The 18,246-nt window shown below is 59.7% G+C and carries 11 protein-coding genes and 1 pseudogene; 11 read left to right on the top strand and 1 reads right to left on the bottom strand.

Features of this window, described 5'->3' with window-relative positions:
- Positions 1-208 precede the first annotated feature (208 nt).
- From acs to argR, 7 genes are all read left to right on the top strand, one after another.
- Positions 209-2,164, top strand: a complete 1,956-nt coding sequence (acs, locus tag ACYZT5_RS17050) for an acetate--CoA ligase (RefSeq protein WP_462052087.1) — start codon at positions 209-211, stop codon at positions 2,162-2,164.
- 671 nt (positions 2,165-2,835) lie between these two features.
- A complete protein-coding gene (locus ACYZT5_RS17045; protein WP_008154331.1) occupies positions 2,836-3,609 on the top strand; it encodes an ABC transporter substrate-binding protein in 774 nt (257 codons plus the stop codon).
- Between the two features lie 91 nt (positions 3,610-3,700).
- A complete protein-coding gene (locus tag ACYZT5_RS17040) occupies positions 3,701-4,390 on the top strand; it encodes an ABC transporter permease (protein WP_008154330.1) in 690 nt (229 codons plus the stop codon).
- Complete coding sequence (locus ACYZT5_RS17035) at positions 4,387-5,085, top strand: ABC transporter permease (RefSeq protein ID WP_462052086.1); 699 nt, start codon at positions 4,387-4,389, stop codon at positions 5,083-5,085. Before ACYZT5_RS17040 ends, ACYZT5_RS17035 begins: the two co-directional genes overlap by 4 nt.
- Position 5,086: 1 nt before the next feature.
- Positions 5,087-6,199 carry a M14 family metallopeptidase gene (locus ACYZT5_RS17030; RefSeq protein ID WP_462052085.1) on the top strand — a complete coding sequence of 371 codons (1,113 nt, stop codon included), beginning with the start codon at positions 5,087-5,089 and terminating at the stop codon, positions 6,197-6,199.
- A 23-nt stretch (positions 6,200-6,222) separates the two neighbouring features.
- On the top strand, positions 6,223-6,987 hold the full coding sequence (locus ACYZT5_RS17025) for an ABC transporter ATP-binding protein (protein WP_008154324.1): 765 nt from the start codon (positions 6,223-6,225) through the stop codon (positions 6,985-6,987).
- Between the two features lie 113 nt (positions 6,988-7,100).
- On the top strand, positions 7,101-8,081 hold the full coding sequence (argR, locus tag ACYZT5_RS17020) for a transcriptional regulator ArgR (RefSeq protein WP_462052084.1): 981 nt from the start codon (positions 7,101-7,103) through the stop codon (positions 8,079-8,081).
- Positions 8,082-8,114: 33 nt separating this feature from the next.
- Here argR and ACYZT5_RS17015 read toward each other — a convergent pair.
- Positions 8,115-12,821, bottom strand: a pseudogene (locus ACYZT5_RS17015) (dermonecrotic toxin domain-containing protein).
- Between the two features lie 287 nt (positions 12,822-13,108).
- Here ACYZT5_RS17015 and ACYZT5_RS17010 point away from each other — a divergent pair.
- From ACYZT5_RS17010 to astD, 4 genes are all read left to right on the top strand, one after another.
- Complete coding sequence (locus ACYZT5_RS17010; RefSeq protein ID WP_462052083.1) at positions 13,109-14,329, top strand: aspartate aminotransferase family protein; 1,221 nt, start codon at positions 13,109-13,111, stop codon at positions 14,327-14,329.
- A gap of 197 nt (positions 14,330-14,526) precedes the next feature.
- Positions 14,527-15,546 (top strand): arginine/ornithine succinyltransferase subunit alpha, encoded by a 1,020-nt coding sequence (gene aruF, locus ACYZT5_RS17005; RefSeq protein WP_462052082.1) that lies wholly within the window; start codon positions 14,527-14,529, stop codon positions 15,544-15,546.
- 70 nt (positions 15,547-15,616) lie between these two features.
- Positions 15,617-16,642, top strand: coding sequence for an arginine N-succinyltransferase (gene astA / locus ACYZT5_RS17000; protein WP_462052081.1), 1,026 nt, complete (start codon positions 15,617-15,619; stop codon positions 16,640-16,642).
- Positions 16,639-18,108, top strand: a complete 1,470-nt coding sequence (gene astD, locus ACYZT5_RS16995) for a succinylglutamate-semialdehyde dehydrogenase (protein WP_462052263.1) — start codon at positions 16,639-16,641, stop codon at positions 18,106-18,108. The genes astA and astD overlap by 4 nt, the downstream gene beginning before the upstream one ends.
- Positions 18,109-18,246: the final 138 nt, after the last annotated feature.

Genomic DNA, 18,246 nt, shown 5'->3' with positions numbered 1-18,246 from the left:
TTTCAGGTGGACCGCGTTATCGTTCTTCGCGGGCAAGCCTCGCTCCTACAGGGGTTGCGTTTTGTTCGGGACGTGCGTTCCAGACTTGTTTTGGGCTTATCACGATATTTTGTAGGGGCTTGTTACTACCATCGTCGAATGGTTCTATAGGCCCGGTCCGGCTACAACTGGGTCATACAAAAACAACTATTCCACCGAGGTAAGAAAGATGAGTGCGGCTTCTCTGTATCCCGTTCGTCCCGAGGTTGCGGCCAACACGTTGACTGATGAGGCGACCTACAAGGCCATGTACCAGCAGTCCGTCGTCAACCCGGACGGCTTCTGGCGCGAGCAAGCCAAACGCCTCGACTGGATCAAGCCTTTCACCACGGTGAAACAGACCTCCTTCGATGATCACCATGTCGACATCAAATGGTTCGCCGACGGTACCCTGAACGTTTCCTACAACTGCCTCGACCGTCATCTGGCCGAGCGCGGCGATCAAATCGCGATTATTTGGGAAGGGGATGACCCGGCCGAAAGCCGCAACATCACTTACCGCGAGCTGCACGAAGAAGTCTGCAAGTTCGCCAACGCCCTGCGCGGCCAGGATGTGCACCGCGGCGACGTGGTGACTATCTATATGCCGATGATCCCCGAAGCCGTGGTCGCCATGCTGGCGTGTACCCGGATCGGCGCGATTCACTCGGTGGTGTTCGGTGGTTTCTCGCCGGAAGCCCTGGCCGGCCGGATCATCGACTGCAAATCCAAAGTGGTGATCACCGCCGACGAAGGTATTCGTGCCGGCAAGAAGATCCCGCTCAAGACCAACGTCGACGACGCGCTGACCAACCCGGAAACCAGCAGCATTCAGAAGGTCATTGTGTGCAAGCGCACCGGTGGCGACATCAAGTGGAACCAGCATCGCGACATCTGGTACGAAGACCTGATGAAAGTGGCGGGCAGTGTCTGCGCGCCGAAAGAGATGGGCGCTGAAGAAGCGCTGTTCATCCTTTACACCTCCGGTTCCACCGGCAAGCCGAAGGGCGTGCAGCACACCACCGGCGGTTACTTGTTGTATGCGGCCATGACCCACGAGCGCGTGTTCGACTACCGCCCGGGCGAAATCTACTGGTGCACCGCCGACGTCGGTTGGGTCACCGGCCACACGTACATCGTCTACGGCCCGCTGGCCAACGGCGCGACCACGGTGCTGTTCGAAGGCGTGCCGAACTATCCGGACATCACTCGGGTGGCGAAGATCGTCGACAAGCACAAGGTCAACATCCTCTACACCGCGCCGACCGCGATCCGCGCGATGATGGCGTCGGGCAAGGCTGCCGTTGAAGGCGCTGATGGCAGCAGCCTGCGTCTGCTGGGTTCGGTCGGTGAGCCGATCAACCCGGAAGCGTGGGATTGGTACTACAAGAATGTCGGTCAGTCCCGTTGCCCGATCGTCGATACCTGGTGGCAGACCGAAACCGGTGGCAACATGATGAGCCCGCTGCCGGGCGCTCACGGCCTCAAACCGGGTTCTGCTGCACGTCCGTTCTTCGGCGTGGTGCCGGCACTGGTGGACAACCTGGGCAACATTCTCGAAGGCGTTGCCGAGGGCAACCTGGTGATTCTCGATTCGTGGCCAGGCCAGGCGCGCACGCTGTATGGCGACCATGACCGCTTCGTCGATACCTACTTCAAGACCTTCCGCGGCATGTACTTCACCGGCGACGGTGCGCGTCGTGACGAAGACGGTTACTACTGGATTACCGGTCGCGTGGATGACGTGCTCAACGTGTCCGGTCACCGCATGGGCACCGCGGAGATCGAAAGCGCGATGGTCGCCCACCCGAAAGTCGCCGAAGCGGCCGTGGTCGGTGTGCCGCACGACATCAAAGGGCAGGGCATTTATGTCTACGTCACTCTGATCGGTGGCGAAGAGCCGAGCGAGCAACTGCGTCTGGAACTGAAAAACTGGGTACGCAAAGAGATCGGTCCAATTGCCTCGCCGGATGTGATTCAGTGGGCACCGGGTCTGCCGAAAACCCGTTCGGGCAAAATCATGCGCCGGATCCTGCGCAAGATTGCTACGGCTGAATACGATGGGTTGGGGGATATCTCCACCCTGGCGGATCCGGGTGTGGTGCAGCATTTGATTGATACGCACAAGACCATGAACGTCGCTTAACCCGCCGTTCCTGAGTCATCGAAGCCCCGCCCGGCATTGCGCCTGGCGGGGCTTTTTTTCGTACTGATCGTTCCCACGCTCTGCGTGGGAATGCCGCCGTAGACGCTCTGCGTCCGCCGTGAGCGCTGTGACGCAGAGCGTCACGGGATGCATTCCCACGCGGAGCGTGGGAACGATCAATGGAGAGCCAATAATTATCGACTTCGTCTGTAGGCTCATTCCCACTGTTACCCATCACCTTTCAAGTAACTGAATGTGTAACCGCCCGCGCCGATCCGGGGCATTGGGAAACGCGAAGCCCCATCATCGGGCCTCTCCATCCCCCATAAAAAATAAGACACAACGCTGTGCTTGCCGGATTAGAAGGGTTTGCCAATAATAGGCCCGCAATTTGCAGCATAGATCGGTTCACTGTCTTTTGCTCTTGCATGAATTTGCAAGGCTGTCAACGCGCCCAAGCGGCTATCTCGGTGCTTCTGTAATTAGTTGTCGCATTGAAGAAATATCGGCTTCGGGCCTGTCGTTAGAATGCCGATCACTCGCTCGTTGTTGCTCGCGTTGAAAAAAGCGCGCGATTCCTACGACGCAGCACCGCTTTGCGGTTCCACTCATTCGCATATTGGGCTGTCGCTCACTCTGCCGTTTTAGCCCTTTACCGATGGAGTCCCAAGATGAAGAAACTCGTGCTGCTTGGCGCCCTGGCACTGTCCGTGCTGTCCCTGCCGACTTTCGCCGATGAAAAGCCTCTGAAAATTGGTATCGAGGCGGCTTACCCTCCGTTCGCTTCCAAAGCGCCGGACGGCAGCATCGTTGGTTTCGACTACGACATCGGCAACGCTCTGTGCGAAGAGATGAAGGTCAAGTGCGTATGGGTCGAGCAAGAGTTCGACGGTCTGATTCCGGCACTCAAGGTGCGCAAGATCGACGCGATCCTGTCGTCCATGTCGATCACTGAAGACCGCAAGAAGTCCGTGGACTTCACCAACAAGTACTACAACACCCCGGCTCGCCTGGTCATGAAGGCTGGTACTCCCGTCAGCGACAGCCTGGCTGAGCTCAAGGGCAAGAACATCGGCGTACAACGTGGTTCGATCCACGAGCGTTTCGCCCGTGAAGTCCTGGCCCCGCTGGGTGCCGAGATCAAGCCTTACGGTTCGCAGAACGAAATCTACCTCGACGTCGCTGCCGGCCGCCTCGACGGCACCGTGGCAGACGCTACGCTGCTGGATGACGGTTTCCTGAAGACCGACGCCGGCAAAGGTTTCGCCTTCGTTGGCCCGGCCTTCACCGACGTCAAATACTTCGGCGACGGCGTGGGTATCGCGGTTCGCAAGGGTGACGCGCTGAAAGACAAGATCAACACCGCGATCACTGCCATTCGCGAGAACGGCAAGTACAAGCAAATCCAGGACAAGTACTTCGCCTTCGATATCTACGGCAAGTAATACGTCCCGGTGACAAGTCCGAAATGGCGCAAGCAACAGGATCTCTGAGGTTTGCGCCATTTTTTCATCCCAACTTTCGAGGACCTGAATCATGTTGAAAGGCTACGGGGCTGTCATCCTCGATGGCGCATGGCTGACGCTTCAGCTCGCCTTGTCGTCCATGGTCTTGGCCATTGTTCTGGGTCTGATCGGCGTTGCGCTGCGTCTGTCCCCGATTCGCTGGCTGGCCTGGCTGGGCGACCTGTATTCCACGGTGATCCGCGGTATTCCCGACCTGGTGCTGATCCTGCTGATTTTTTACGGCGGTCAGGACCTGCTCAACCGTGTCGCACCGATGCTCGGTTTTGACGACTACATCGACCTGAACCCGTTGGCCGCCGGTATCGGCACCTTGGGCTTCATCTTCGGTGCGTACCTGTCGGAAACCTTCCGTGGCGCTTTCATGGCGATCCCTAAAGGTCAGGCAGAAGCCGGCATGGCGTACGGCATGAGCAGTTTTCAGGTGTTCTTCCGGGTGTTGGTGCCGCAGATGATTCGCCTGGCGATTCCGGGCTTTACCAACAACTGGCTGGTACTGACCAAGGCCACCGCGCTGATTTCGGTGGTGGGTCTGCAAGACATGATGTTCAAGGCCAAGCAGGCGGCAGATGCTACCCGCGAGCCTTTCACCTTCTTCCTCGCAGTGGCGGCGATGTACCTGGTGATCACCAGTGTCTCGTTGCTGGCATTGCGTCACCTTGAGAAGCGCTACTCGGTAGGCGTAAGGGCGGCTGATCTATGATCTTCGACTACAACGTCATTTGGGAGGCCTTGCCGCTGTACTTCGGCGGCCTGGTGACTACCCTCAAATTGCTCGCGCTGTCGCTGTTGTTCGGCCTGCTGTGCGCCTTGCCGCTGGGCTTGATGCGCGTCTCGAAGAACGCGGTCGTCAACATGAGCGCCTGGCTCTACACCTACGTGATCCGCGGCACGCCGATGCTGGTGCAGCTGTTTTTGATCTACTACGGTCTGGCGCAATTCGAAGCCGTACGTGAAAGCTTCCTCTGGCCGTGGCTGTCCAGCGCCACGTTCTGTGCGTGCCTGGCCTTCGCGATCAACACCAGCGCCTACACCGCTGAAATCATCGCCGGCAGCCTGCGGGCCACGCCGAACGGTGAGATCGAAGCCGCCAAGGCGATGGGCATGTCGCGCTACAAAATGTACAAGCGCATCCTGCTGCCGTCGGCCCTGCGCCGGGCGCTGCCGCAGTACAGCAACGAAGTGATCATGATGCTGCAGACCACCAGTCTGGCGTCCATCGTGACCCTGATCGACATCACCGGCGCCGCGCGCACGGTCAACGCTCAGTTCTACTTGCCGTTCGAAGCCTACATCACGGCGGGTGTGTTCTACCTGTGCCTGACCTTCATTCTGGTGCGCCTGTTCAAACTGGCCGAGCGCCGCTGGCTGGGCTATCTGGCCCCGCGGAAGCACTGATATGGAACGCATCGATCATGCATTGCCGTGGAGCCACCTGGGCAGCGAGCGCCAGATTTCGGTGTTCCGCTTCGGCGGTGGCGAGCGCAAGGCTTACATCCAGGCCAGCCTGCACGCCGATGAATTGCCGGGGATGCGCACGGCCTGGGAGCTGAAAAAGCGCCTGACCGAGCTCGAAGCCCAAGGCTTGCTCAACGGTGTGATCGAATTGGTGCCGGTGGCCAATCCACTGGGCCTCGGTCAACTGCTGCAAGGCAGTCATCAAGGGCGTTTCGAAGCGGGCAGCGGCAAGAATTTCAACCGGGATTTCGTCGAGCTGAGCGAGCCGGTGGCCGCTGCGCTGGAAGGGCATCTGGGCGATGATCCGCACACCAACATTCGCTTGATCCGTCAGGCCATGAGCGATGCGCTGGCCGCATTGCCACCGGCCGCGAGTCAGTTGCAAGGCATGCAGCGCATTTTGCTCAGCCATGCCTGCACCGCCGATGTCGTGCTGGATCTGCACTGCGATTGCGAAGCGGCGCTGCACATGTACACCTTGCCGCAACACTGGCCGCAATGGCGTTCGCTCGCCGCGCACCTGAATGTGAAAGTGGGTCTGCTGGCGGAAGATTCCGGCGGCAGCTCCTTTGATGAAGCCTGTTCATTGCCTTGGCTGCGCCTGTCGCGTCTGTTCCCGGATGCACAGATTCCACTGGCTTGCCTGGCGACTACCATTGAGCTGGGTGGTCAGTCTGATACCGGTCGCCCTGAGGCTGAGGCTTATGCCGAAGGCATTCTCGCATTCCTCGCCGAGCAGGGTTTGATCAGCGGCGAATGGCCAAAACCTGCGCAGGACGCGTGCGAAGGCATGCCGTTCGAAGGCACCGAATTGCTGTTCGCGCCGCACCCTGGCGTGATCAGCTTTTTGCGCAAGCCCGGCGAGTGGGTCGAAGCCGGTGACGAGATTTTCGAAGTGATCGATCCGTTATCGGATCGGGTCAGCACGGTGTGTGCTGGTACGTCCGGGGTGCTGTTTGCCATTGAACGGCTGCGTTATGCCCAACCCGGTTTCTGGCTGGCCAAGGTGGCGGGGCGCGAAGCGCTGCGTCACGGGCGCTTGCTCAACGACTGACTGTTTTTGTGAGAACCGACCGCATGTACAAACTTGAAGTCCAAGACCTGCATAAACGCTATGGCAGTCACGAAGTGCTCAAGGGCGTGTCCCTGAAAGCGGCGGCTGGCGATGTGATCAGCATCATCGGCTCCAGTGGCTCCGGCAAAAGTACGTTCCTGCGTTGCATCAACCTGCTCGAGCAGCCGCACGCGGGCAAGATTCTGCTCAACAACGAAGAGCTGAAACTGGTCGCCAACAAGGACGGCGCGCTGAAGGCGGCCGACCCGAAACAGCTGCAACGCATGCGTTCGCGCCTGTCGATGGTGTTCCAGCATTTCAATCTGTGGTCGCACATGACCGCGCTGGAAAACATCATGGAAGCGCCGGTGCACGTGCTTGGCATGTCCAAGGCCGAAGCCCGCGAGAAGGCCGAGCACTACCTGAACAAGGTCGGCGTGGCGCATCGCAAGGATGCTTATCCGGGCCACATGTCCGGCGGCGAGCAGCAGCGCGTGGCGATTGCCCGGGCGCTGGCGATGGAGCCCGAGGTGATGCTGTTCGACGAACCGACCTCGGCGCTCGACCCGGAACTGGTCGGCGACGTGCTGAAAGTCATGCAGGCCCTGGCCCTCGAAGGCCGGACCATGGTGGTGGTGACGCACGAAATGGGCTTCGCCCGTGAAGTGTCGAACCAGCTGGTGTTCCTGCACAAAGGTGTCGTCGAAGAAAGTGGCAACCCGCGTGAGGTGCTGGTCAATCCACAGTCCGAACGCTTGCAACAATTCCTCTCGGGCAGCCTGAAGTAATCGCTCCCGTTACGCACCAAATTAGGTCATGCTGCGCACCGCGCGCCAGATGGTCTAATTTGGTTGCAGCCGCTTTCGGCTTCTAACACTGTTTTCGTTTCGGATTGCCCGCCATGACTGCCCATCGAATTGGTTTCCTGATTTGGCCCAGCACTAAAGCACTGACGCTTGCGCTGGCTGAGGAGGCCTTGCGTGTTGCCCAGCGTGTGCATCCGGACGTTGTCTACGAACTGTCGTTTTTGCAGGCCGAACCACCGACCGAAGGCGCCTGGCAATTGCCGGGTGAGCCATGGGCCGGCAAGCTCGAAAACTTCCAGAAACTATTCCTGCTCGCCGATGAGCCACCGACCTCACTCGCGCCGGCGCTCAGTAGTTCGTTGAAACAATTGGTGCGTGCTGGCTGCGTGATCGGTGGTTTGTCTGCCGGTGTTTATCCGTTGGCTCAACTGGGTTTGCTCGACGGTTATCGCGCGGCCGTGCATTGGCGCTGGCAGGACGATTTCACCGAACGTTTCCCGAAAGTCATCGCCACCAGTCATCTGTTCGACTGGGATCGCGATCGCCTGACCGCGTGCGGTGGCCTGTCGGTACTCGACTTGCTGCTGGCCGTGCTGGCCCGTGATCACGGCGCCGAACTGGCGGGTGCGGTGTCCGAAGAACTGGTGGTCGAGCGCATCCGCGAGGGCGGTGAGCGCCAACGCATTCCGCTGCAGAACCGTCTCGGTTCCAGCCATCCGAAGCTCACGCAAGCCGTGTTGCTGATGGAAGCCAATATTGAAGAACCGCTGACCACCGACGAAATCGCCCAGCATGTGTGCGTGTCCCGTCGGCAGTTGGAGCGGATTTTCAAGCAATACCTCAACCGTGTGCCGAGCCAGTATTACCTGGAGTTGCGCCTGAACAAGGCCCGGCAGATGTTGATGCAAACCAGCAAGTCGATCATCCAGATCGGCCTGTCGTGTGGCTTCTCTTCGGGGCCGCATTTCTCCAGCGCCTACCGAAACTTCTTCGGCGCCACGCCGCGGGAAGATCGCAACCAGCGGCGCAGCAGCAGCCCGTTCGAGTTGTCGTCGGTGCCGTCCGAGCGTGGGTGATCGAGCAACCCACGCCGCAAGACAGTCGCCGAATCAAGCCTCGACTTCGGACCCTTCAGACGTCGAAATGTCCATTTCACCCCGGTTGATCACCTCTTCCACCCCAAAGTCCACGCGGGTGCGTTCGTAATAGTTGATCAGCCGTCCCAGGCTTTCCTCAGAAAACGGGTTGCCTCGCAATGAGATGTTTTCCGCCGTTTCCACTGGCAGTTCCATCAGGTCGCTGGGGAATTCGGTGATGGCATTCATGCTCAGGTCTGCCCAGTCCAGTTCCTCCAGTTGAAGTAGTCCGGGCGGTACTTCGGTAATGCCGGTGTCGTTGAGCAGGACGGTCGCCAGATCCGGCATCTGCCTCAGATCAGGTGTATGCCCCAGTGGGTTGTAGCCCAGATCGAGGTAGTCGAGGTGCTCCATGCCGGCCAGCGCGTTTGCCGATTCCACTGACAAACTGATACGGCACCTGGCAAGTGACAGCGAGCGCAGTCGACCCATTTTGAACACGGCGTCGGGAATGTTGCCTAGATCGTATTCGCGCAAGCGAAGGGTTTTCAGGTTGGGGAAAGCATCCAGGAAACGCCCGATGCGCGTTTCGCCATCGACACCTTGCAGCTCCAGCGTGGACACATGGCTGAAGTCGGCACTGAGGGCAGGCAATTCTCCATTTATCTGTTGATCGATGACCAGTTCAAACGTTGGCTCAAGCGAATCATTGAAATCATCCAGTTCGGATTCATGACGCCAGCATCGCTCCAGTGCTTACTTGAAATCGTCACGGTTGGCGTGCTCGATAAACAATTGCTGTGCATCGAACGGTTGCCCCGTCAGCGGGTGCAGCGGCGGAAGGTCGGCCGTCCATGCGGCGAGATCGTCGCTCAATTGAGAGAGTTCTGCTTCCAGCTTTGCAAGTTCTGTGCGGCCCTCTCCCAATGTGCCGGGTAATTCATACACGAAGTCGCTGGCCTGTCCGATTTCCAGATTTGGGTACAGCGCCTTGACGCGTTGGATATCCGCATCGGGTGCCGAAACACCCAGGTCGTAAGACGTCTCGAAGTAATACTGCTTGATCAGTTCTCGTGCCTGGTCGTTGAGCGGGTTGTCAGAAAGATGCACGCCGCGCTTTTCATACACCGGGCTCTCGAACAGTTCGGCAGGCAACTCGCTGATGTTGTTGTTCATCAACAAGAGCGTTTTGAGACGAATGTTTTGCAGGGCGCCGCCGGGGATGTCAGTCAGCCCGGTATGGTTCAGGTCCAGATGAACGAGTTCTGGCATTGAATCGATCTGCGGCACGCCTTCGATCGGATTCCGGTTGAGATCCAGCATCTTCAGTTTTTTCATCGATGACAGCTTTGACCAGGCGACGGCATCGAAATTGATTGCGCAATCGCTCAGTATCAATGTCTCAAGATTTGCCATTTGCCCGATGACCTCGGGAAGCGAGTTCAGCGAGAAACGGCGCAACTCCAGTCGAAGAAGCCCGGGGAATTGCTGCAGAAAGCCGGGGACGCCATGCACCGCATGAGTGCCCTCGAGCATGAGCATCGAGACATGGCTGAAGTCCGCCGTCAGGTTTGGCAGGTCTCCTGGGACAGGTTCGGCAAACCGCAGCAAATAGCGGTCGGTGCCATCCGGCGCATCGAAGTCCCGCTCGGTCTGTCGGCGCCAACTGTCCTGGATTTCCTGAGCCAGCAACCGGCGATTGTGTTGCGTCGCCTGTTGTTCCACATCGTCGAGCGGCAGCCCGGTTTCGTGGTGGACGGTGGGGGCATCGGTGACCCAGCGTTCCAGATCCCGATGCAATTGATCGAGTTCGCGCGACAGGCGTGAAAGTTCCATGCGAGCGCCGTCGGGATGGCGTTGCAGCTGGGAGACGACGGCGCGCAGCTCCTCCGCAGACAAGCCGGGATAAACCTCGCGAACCCGATCATCAAGCGTTGGCGTCGGGCGATGACTTCGGCGGTAGCCGTCCGTGCCTCCAGGCAGGCGCATGGTCGTCGGATCGTAAAAGGGTTTTCGATGAGGGTTTTTGGCGAACAGCTTGCGCAATTCCGGTTGATTGATCGCGTGCTCGGCAATGCGCTGTTTGAACGCTCTGGCGTCTTCGACAGAAACCCCCAGCGCAGTGCGCTCCGTCTCTGGCAGCACCTGAAGCAGGGCGTGATAGAAGTTAGCGGCTGGCTCGCTGTTTCCATGAACCTGATAAGTGCCGTCATCCGCATGCATCAGTGTCTTGAGGAGCGGTGCGTCGCTCGGTCCAATGTTGTCGCGCAATGACCCGGTCTCGGAAAACTCCCTGACCTCGATGCGCAGTCCGGCCGGCCAGCCGGGCATCGATTCGAGGCTGTGCAAGGCCAGTCGGTGAGTGTCCGCCGTTTCCATGCCGTCGAGAAAGAAACCTTCGTAAGCCCTGGCGACGCGTACCGCTTCCATGGCTTTGACGACCACGTCTTTCAGGCGCTGAGGAACGCGTCCGTTGTGCAGTTGCATCAGCTCGGTGCCGGAAGCGTTGTCCACCAGTTCTTGCGCGATGTCTGTTGGCAGGCCCTGGACTTCGCCCTGCAACAGCAGAACCTGACGATCATCGGTGTTTTCAAGTTCGCGGTAGCGGGATTCGAACAGCGATAGGCGCTGGTTCAGCGCTTGATAGTGGTCGGGGTGGCCGGGCTGCTCGGTCAGCGCCTGAATATCGCGATCGATTGTGTAGCGCTTGATGGTGTCGGTCAGCAATGAAGGCGGGCGCTGGCTCTCGACATGGGCCTCGCGCAATACATTGTCGTGGAAGCCGCTGATGCGCAGGATTTGCTCACGCTCGGCGCTGCTGAACGACTCGACACTGTGCCCGAGGCGGCGCATCACGGTGTCCCGGTCCCACGTCAAGGGTTGATCCAGTGTTGTTTGCCAGGCGCCATGATGGTTGTGCCGAAGCGACGGTTGATAGGCATCGGCACGGTCAGGATGCTCAATCTGAAAACGACCGGTTTCGCTATCGAGTTTGACGGTGTAGAGCCTGTCCTCAAGGCGCAGCAGCATTTTGCCCTCATGCTGATACAAGCCGAGCTGATCGGGCCTGGTGGTTTTCGGCAAATCGACAGGCTGCTCGTAAGGCGCGAGATCCGGTTTCCAGTATCGGGTTTTGCCACCGACTGTTTCGACCGGTTTGAGCGGGGAGAACAGTGCCACGGCTTCGCTGGACATCAAGCGGCTGAACGCACCGGCCGCCAGGGCGCCGCCCACCGCGAATGTCCCGAGTTGCACCACCGATTCTACGAGGGTCATCACGTGTCCGAACGCTTCGGTCTTCAGGCCTTCGGCCCAGTCGACAATGCCTTCAAAGGTTTCGTCGAGTACCTGGTAGGCCATGTAGGCCAGCACTAACTCACCCAGAAACGGAACAAAGGGCAGGGCCACGAACGTTGCGACCTCAAGAATTGTGGTCGCGACTTTGCTGAAGGTGTCCCACAGCGCCCAACGTGCAGCTCGGTTGGCGCTGGCGGTGGATACAGCCAGGGTGCGGGCGTCATTGAGGATCTTGTTCACTTGCTGCTGGTAGAGGTGAGTCCACAGACCGGTTTTGATCGGGTTCACCGAGAACTGCAGGTTGGGTTTGTCGATGGGGGTGTCTCGCCAACTGGGCAGCGGATCGCCGTGCTGGCGCTCATGCCAAATGACGCTGCTCAGACGTCGGGAGAGGTCGGCAAAAAAATGCCCTCGCTCCTGATGATCGACAAAACGACTGAAGAACGCTTGGTAAGCGGGGGAGCGCAGCTTGCGGGTCAGGTCTTTGATGAACGTCAACGAGTCGGGATAGTGTTTGAGTGGATGCTCCGGATCGTCGGGAATATAGACAATGATCGGCGTTGCCTGCCGTGAACGCTGAAGTTCGGGCGCGAACACCACGATGCCAGTCAGCACCGAGGACATCATCGTCAGGTCATGACAGTGCAGTAGTTGATTATCCAGCCGCACGCCTTCGCGACCCTCCAGAAAATCGAGAATCGCCTGCCAGGCGTCGATCGGCAGGTCTTCTCGGGTATGGGCCAGTTGCAGGGCGGCTCGAAGGGCGGCTTTGTGCGTACTGACGACGTTCGATTCCAGTACCGCGCCGGCCACCGGCTGGTTCAACCCGAGAAATGCTTTCAGGTAAGTCTCGTATTGGCCGCCGATATCCAGTTCCCGACACAGGCGGGTGAACGCCTGAATAGAGAGACGGCGCTTGATCGCGGGCAGCGTGTCGAACTGTCCGGTGGGTGAGGGCTGAGTGATGAACGTCGAGGCGGACTCATAGGCTTTCGCTTTGGTTTCCGAGTCCTGAAAATTGTGCAGGGCGGCATCGAGCAGCGACACCGTCCAGGTACGCGCGGCGCCGGACTTGATCGCAAACCAGGGGATGTTCTGCGCAATGTACAGGCGCAAGAAGGTGGTCTTGACGTCCAGTTCGAGGCCGAAGCGGGTTTTCAGCGCATCACTCAGCAGTGATTCGGCAAAGTCCCGGGCGTTTTGCAGTCTGGACAGCCTCGCCTCCAGGCGATTGCGCCGGGTCCAGTGTTCCTCGCTGGCCATTTTCAGCGACTGGTGTTGCTCGCGGGTTGCTCTGGCGTGCCCATCAGGAAGTTGCAGTCGGGCGCTTTTCAGCGCATTGCGTGTGGCGGGCGAGGCTTTTAATACCCAGTCGGGCAGATTGTTGAGCGCGTGATGGAAGTGCGCGTCCGGCGTAGCAGTAAGCTCGAGTTCTTGATTCATTGCGCTAGTCCCTTAGCGATCGGATAGAACCCAAGCAAAACAGACGATGAAGCAGGGCGTGCGGTACATATTTACCGCACCGCTCGACAACCCTGCCTATAACCTGTGCCGGCAGTTTAAACTGCGCCTTTGCGACGCTATATGTCGCATTGCCGTAAACCCGGCTGAAACCGGGGTTTGCGCTATAAGAAGTTGTCGCTTGGCGGCAAGGCCGGGCTGAAAACTGTCCTTACAATCCTCACCAAGCTCGCCAGTTTCAGGCGAGTGTTCCTCATCAGGAGACTCCGATGTCCGTTGAGCACGCTGCGGTACAACGCGCCGATTTCGACCAGGTAATGGTTCCCAACTACGCGCCTGCCGCTTTCATCCCTGTGCGTGGCGCCGGTTCCCGCGTCTGGGACCAGTCTGGCCGCGAGCTGATCGACTTCGCCGGCGGGATTGCCGTTAACGTATTGGGCCATGCGCACCCGGCGCTGGTCAGTGCCTTGACCGAACAGGCGAACAAGCTGTGGCACGTGTCCAACGTCTTCACCAATGAGCCGGCCTTGCGCCTGGCGCATAAGCTGATCGACGCTACGTTTGCCGAGCGCGTGTTCTTCTGCAACTCCGGCGCCGAAGCCAACGAGGCCGCCTTCAAGCTGGCCCGTCGCGTCGGTTTCGATCGTTTCGGCAGCGAGAAGTACGAAATCATCGCCGCGCTCAACAGCTTCCACGGGCGTACCCTGTTCACCGTGAACGTCGGTGGTCAGTCGAAGTATTCCGATGGCTTCGGTCCGAAGATCACCGGTATCACCCACGTGCCGTACAACGATCTGGCCGCGCTGAAAGCTGCCATTTCCGACAAGACTTGCGCTGTGGTCCTGGAACCCATCCAGGGCGAGAGCGGCGTCATCCCGGCTGAGCTCGAGTACCTGCAAGGTGCCCGCGAACTCTGCACCGCGCATAACGCGCTGCTGATCTTCGACGAAGTGCAAACCGGCATGGGCCGCAGCGGCAAGCTGTTCGCCTACCAGCATTACGGCGTGACCCCGGACATCCTGACCAGCGCCAAGAGCCTGGGCGGTGGTTTCCCGATCGCGGCAATGCTGACCACCGAAGACCTGGCCAAACATCTGGTCGTCGGCACCCACGGCACCACGTACGGCGGCAACCCGCTGGCGTGCGCTGTCGCTGAAGCCGTGATCGACGTGGTTAATACCCCTGAAGTGCTGGCCGGCGTCAACGCCAAGCACGACAAGTTCAAGGCTCGCCTGGAACAGATCGGTGAGAAGTACGGCCTGTTCACCGAGGTCCGGGGTATGGGCCTGTTGATTGGTTGCGTGCTGAACGATGCCTGGAAAGGCAAGGCCAAGGACATCTTCAACGCCGCTGAAAAAGAAGGCCTGATGATTCTGCAAGCCGGCCCCGACGTGGTTCGTTTCGCGCCAAGCCTGGTGGTTGAAGACGCCGATATCGATGCCGGTCTGGACCGTTTCGAACGCGCTGCGGCCAAACTGACTCAAGCCTGATAGACCCTTCGACGCCTGATATTTCAGGCGTCGAACAAATTTTTATGCCGGCCCCGCTTTTCTGTAGGAGCGAAGCTTGCTCGCGAAGGTGTGTCAGTCGACCTCACGGTGGCTGACACACCTTCGCGAGCAAGCTTCGCTCCTACAAGGGCCCGGCTTATTTTCCTCAAAGAGTTTTTCGAGAAAGGAGTGACACCATGCTGGTGATGCGCCCCGCGCAAATGGCTGATCTGGGCGAGGTACAGCGTCTGGCTGCGGACAGCCCGATTGGTGTCACTTCCTTGCCGGATGACGTTGAACGCCTGAGCGACAAGATCGCAGCAAGCGAAGCTTCGTTTTCCGCTGAAGTCAGCTTCAACGGTGAAGAGAGCTATTTCTTCGTTCTCGAAGACACCGCCACCGGCAAACTGGTGGGCTGTTCGGCCATCGTTGCGTCGGCCGGTTATTCCGAGCCGTTCTACAGTTTCCGTAATGAAACCTTTGTGCACGCCTCCCGCGAGCTGAAGATTCATAACAAGATTCACGTGCTTTCCCAGTGCCACGACCTGACCGGCAACAGCTTGCTGACCAGTTTCTACGTGCAGCCTGAGCTGGTGGGGTCGGCCTGGTCGGAACTCAACTCCCGTGGTCGCTTGCTGTTCGTGGCCAGCCATCCGGAGCGTTTTGCCGATTCGGTGGTGACCGAGATCGTCGGTTACAGCGATGAAAATGGCGACTCGCCGTTCTGGGATGCCATCGGTCGTAACTTCTTCGACCTCAACTACGCCGCTGCCGAGCGTCTGTGCGGTCTGAAGAGCCGGACGTTCCTGGCCGAGCTGATGCCGCATTACCCGATCTATGTGCCGCTGCTGCCGGACTCCGCTCAAGAAGCGATGGGCCAGGTGCACCCACGGGCGCAGATCACCTTCGACATCCTGATGCGCGAAGGCTTCGAGACCGATCACTACATCGACATTTTCGACGGTGGCCCGACCCTGCACGCCCGTGTCTCGGGGATCCGTTCGATCGCCCAGAGCCGTGTGGTCCCGGTGAAAATCGGCGAGCCGGTCAAAGGCGCCGGTCGTCAGTACCTGGTGGCCAACGCCCAGTTGCAGGATTACCGCGCGGTATTGCTTGAGCTCGATTACGCACCAGGCAAACCCGTGACCCTGGACCTGGAAGCAGCCGAAGCCCTGGGCGTCGGTGAAGGTGCGAGCGTGCGCCTGGTGGCGGTTTAACGACTGCTTTGAATGCCTGGAAAGAGAAGTGTTTCGCGGGTGGCAGCAGCGGCCCGTTTGAGGAGATAGCATGATCGTTCGTCCCGTACGCAGCAGCGATTTACCCGCTCTGATCGACCTGGCCCGCAGCACCGGCACCGGCCTGACCACGTTGCCGGCCAATGAAGAACGTCTGGCCCATCGGGTCGGCTGGGCCGAGAAGACCTTCCGCGGCGAAGCCGGGCGGGGCGATGCGGACTACCTGTTCGTGCTCGAAGACGATGACGGCCGCGTGGTGGGCATTTCCGCCATCGCCGGTGCCGTCGGTCTGCGTGAGCCTTGGTACAACTTCCGGGTTGGCCTGACCGTCAGCGCTTCCCAGGAACTGAACATCTACCGCGAGATACCGACGCTGTTCCTGGCCAACGACCTGACCGGCAATTCCGAGCTGTGCTCGCTGTTCCTGCACGCCGACTACCGCAGTGGCCTCAACGGTCGCATGCTGGCCAAGGCGCGGATGCTGTTCATCGCCGAGTTCCCACAGCTGTTCGGCAACAAGATCATCGCCGAGATGCGCGGTGTGTCCGATGACGCCGGGCGTTCGCCGTTCTGGGAAAGTCTGGGCCGGCATTTCTTCAAGATGGAATTCAGCCAGGCCGATTACCTCACCGGCGTGGGTAACAAGGCGTTCATCGCCGAACTGATGCCGAAATTCCCGTTGTACACCTGCTTCCTGTCGCCAGATGCTCGCAACGTGATCGGCAAGGTTCATCCGGACACCGAGCCGGCGTTGTCCATGCTCAAGAGCGAAGGTTTCAGCTACCAAGGCTACGTCGACATCTTCGACGCCGGTCCCGCGGTGGAGTGCGAAACCGCCAAGATCCGCGCAATTCGCGACAGCCAGGCGCTGGTGCTGGCCATCGGCACGCCGGGAGACGACGCCACACCGTTCCTCATTCATAACCGCAAGCGCGAAGACTGCCGGATCACTGCTGCTCCTGCACGTTTCGCCGCCGGCACGCTGGTGGTCGATCCGCTGACCGCCAAGCGTCTTCAACTCAACGCCGGCGATCAAGTGCGCGCCGTTCCGTTGTCCGCTGCCAGGGAGTCGAAATAATGAATTCGCTATACATCGCAGGTGAATGGCTGGCCGGCCAGGGTGAAGCCTTTCAGTCGCTGAACCCGGTCACTCAGCAAGTATTGTGGACGGGCGAGGGCGCCACCACGGCTCAGGTTGAATCGGCCGTGCAAGCCGCGCGCCAGGCATTCCCGGGCTGGGCCCGACGTACCCTGGAAGAACGCATCACAGTGCTGGAAGCCTTTGCCGCCGCGCTGAAGAACAACGCTGACGAATTGGCTCGCACCATCGGTGAAGAGACCGGCAAACCCTTGTGGGAAGCGGCGACCGAAGTCACCAGCATGGTCAACAAGATAGCGATCTCGGTGCAGAGCTACCGCGAACGTACCGGCGAGAAGAGCGGCCCATTGGGCGACGCCACCGCCGTGCTGCGCCACAAACCACACGGTGTGGTCGCGGTGTTCGGGCCTTACAACTTCCCTGGCCACTTGCCGAACGGCCATATTGTGCCGGCGCTGCTGGCCGGTAACAGTGTGCTGTTCAAGCCAAGCGAGCTGACGCCGAAAGTCGCCGAGCTGACGGTCAAGTGCTGGATCGAAGCCGGCCTGCCAGCAGGCGTATTGAACCTGCTGCAAGGTGCTCGTGAAACCGGTATCGCCCTGGCGGCGAACCCGGGCATCGACGGCTTGTTCTTCACCGGTTCCAGCCGCACCGGCAATCACCTGCACCAGCAGTTTGCCGGTCGTCCGGACAAGATCCTCGCGCTGGAAATGGGCGGTAACAACCCGCTGGTCGTTGATCAGGTCGCAGACCTCGATGCTGCCGTTTACACCATCATCCAGTCGGCCTTCATTTCTGCCGGTCAGCGTTGCACGTGTGCCCGCCGCTTGCTGGTGCCGCAGGGCGCCTGGGGCGACACACTGCTGGCACGTCTGGTGGCAGTCAGCTCGACGATTGAAGTCGGCGCGTTTGATCAGCAACCGGCACCGTTCATGGGCTCGGTGATTTCCCTTGGTGCTGCGAAAGCCCTGATGGATGCGCAAGAGCATCTGCTGGGCAACGGCGCCGTGGCGCTGCTGGAAATGACTCAACCACACGCTCAAGCCGCCTTGCTGACCCCAGGCATTCTGGACGTGACGGCCGTGGCTGATCGTCCTGATGAAGAGCTGTTCGGCCCGCTGCTGCAAGTGATCCGCTACGCTGATTTTGAAGCGGCGATCGCTGAAGCCAACGACACCGACTATGGCCTGGCGGCCGGTCTGCTGTCGGATTCCGAAGCACGTTATCAGCAGTTCTGGCTGGAAAGCCGTGCTGGCATCGTCAACTGGAACAAGCAACTGACCGGTGCTGCGAGCAGCGCGCCATTCGGTGGTGTCGGCGCCTCGGGCAACCACCGCGCCAGCGCCTACTACGCGGCAGATTACTGCGCGTACCCGGTTGCTTCGTTGGAAACGCCGAGCCTGACCTTGCCGACCGCTTTGACGCCCGGCGTGCGCATGTCGTAAGACCGCTTTCGCGGGCAAGCCTCGCTCCTACATTGGAATGCATTCCCCTGTAGGAGCGAGGCTTGCCCGCGAAGGCCGCGACTCGGTCTTAAAGAACAGTTACTGATGCCTATAACAACAGATTCTCGTGGAGCCTCG

It is taken from the genome of Pseudomonas sp. LB3P14, assembly GCF_054898045.1.
The sequence above is the reverse complement of the archived record's forward strand: the minus strand, read 5'-3'. Positions and strand labels throughout refer to the sequence as shown.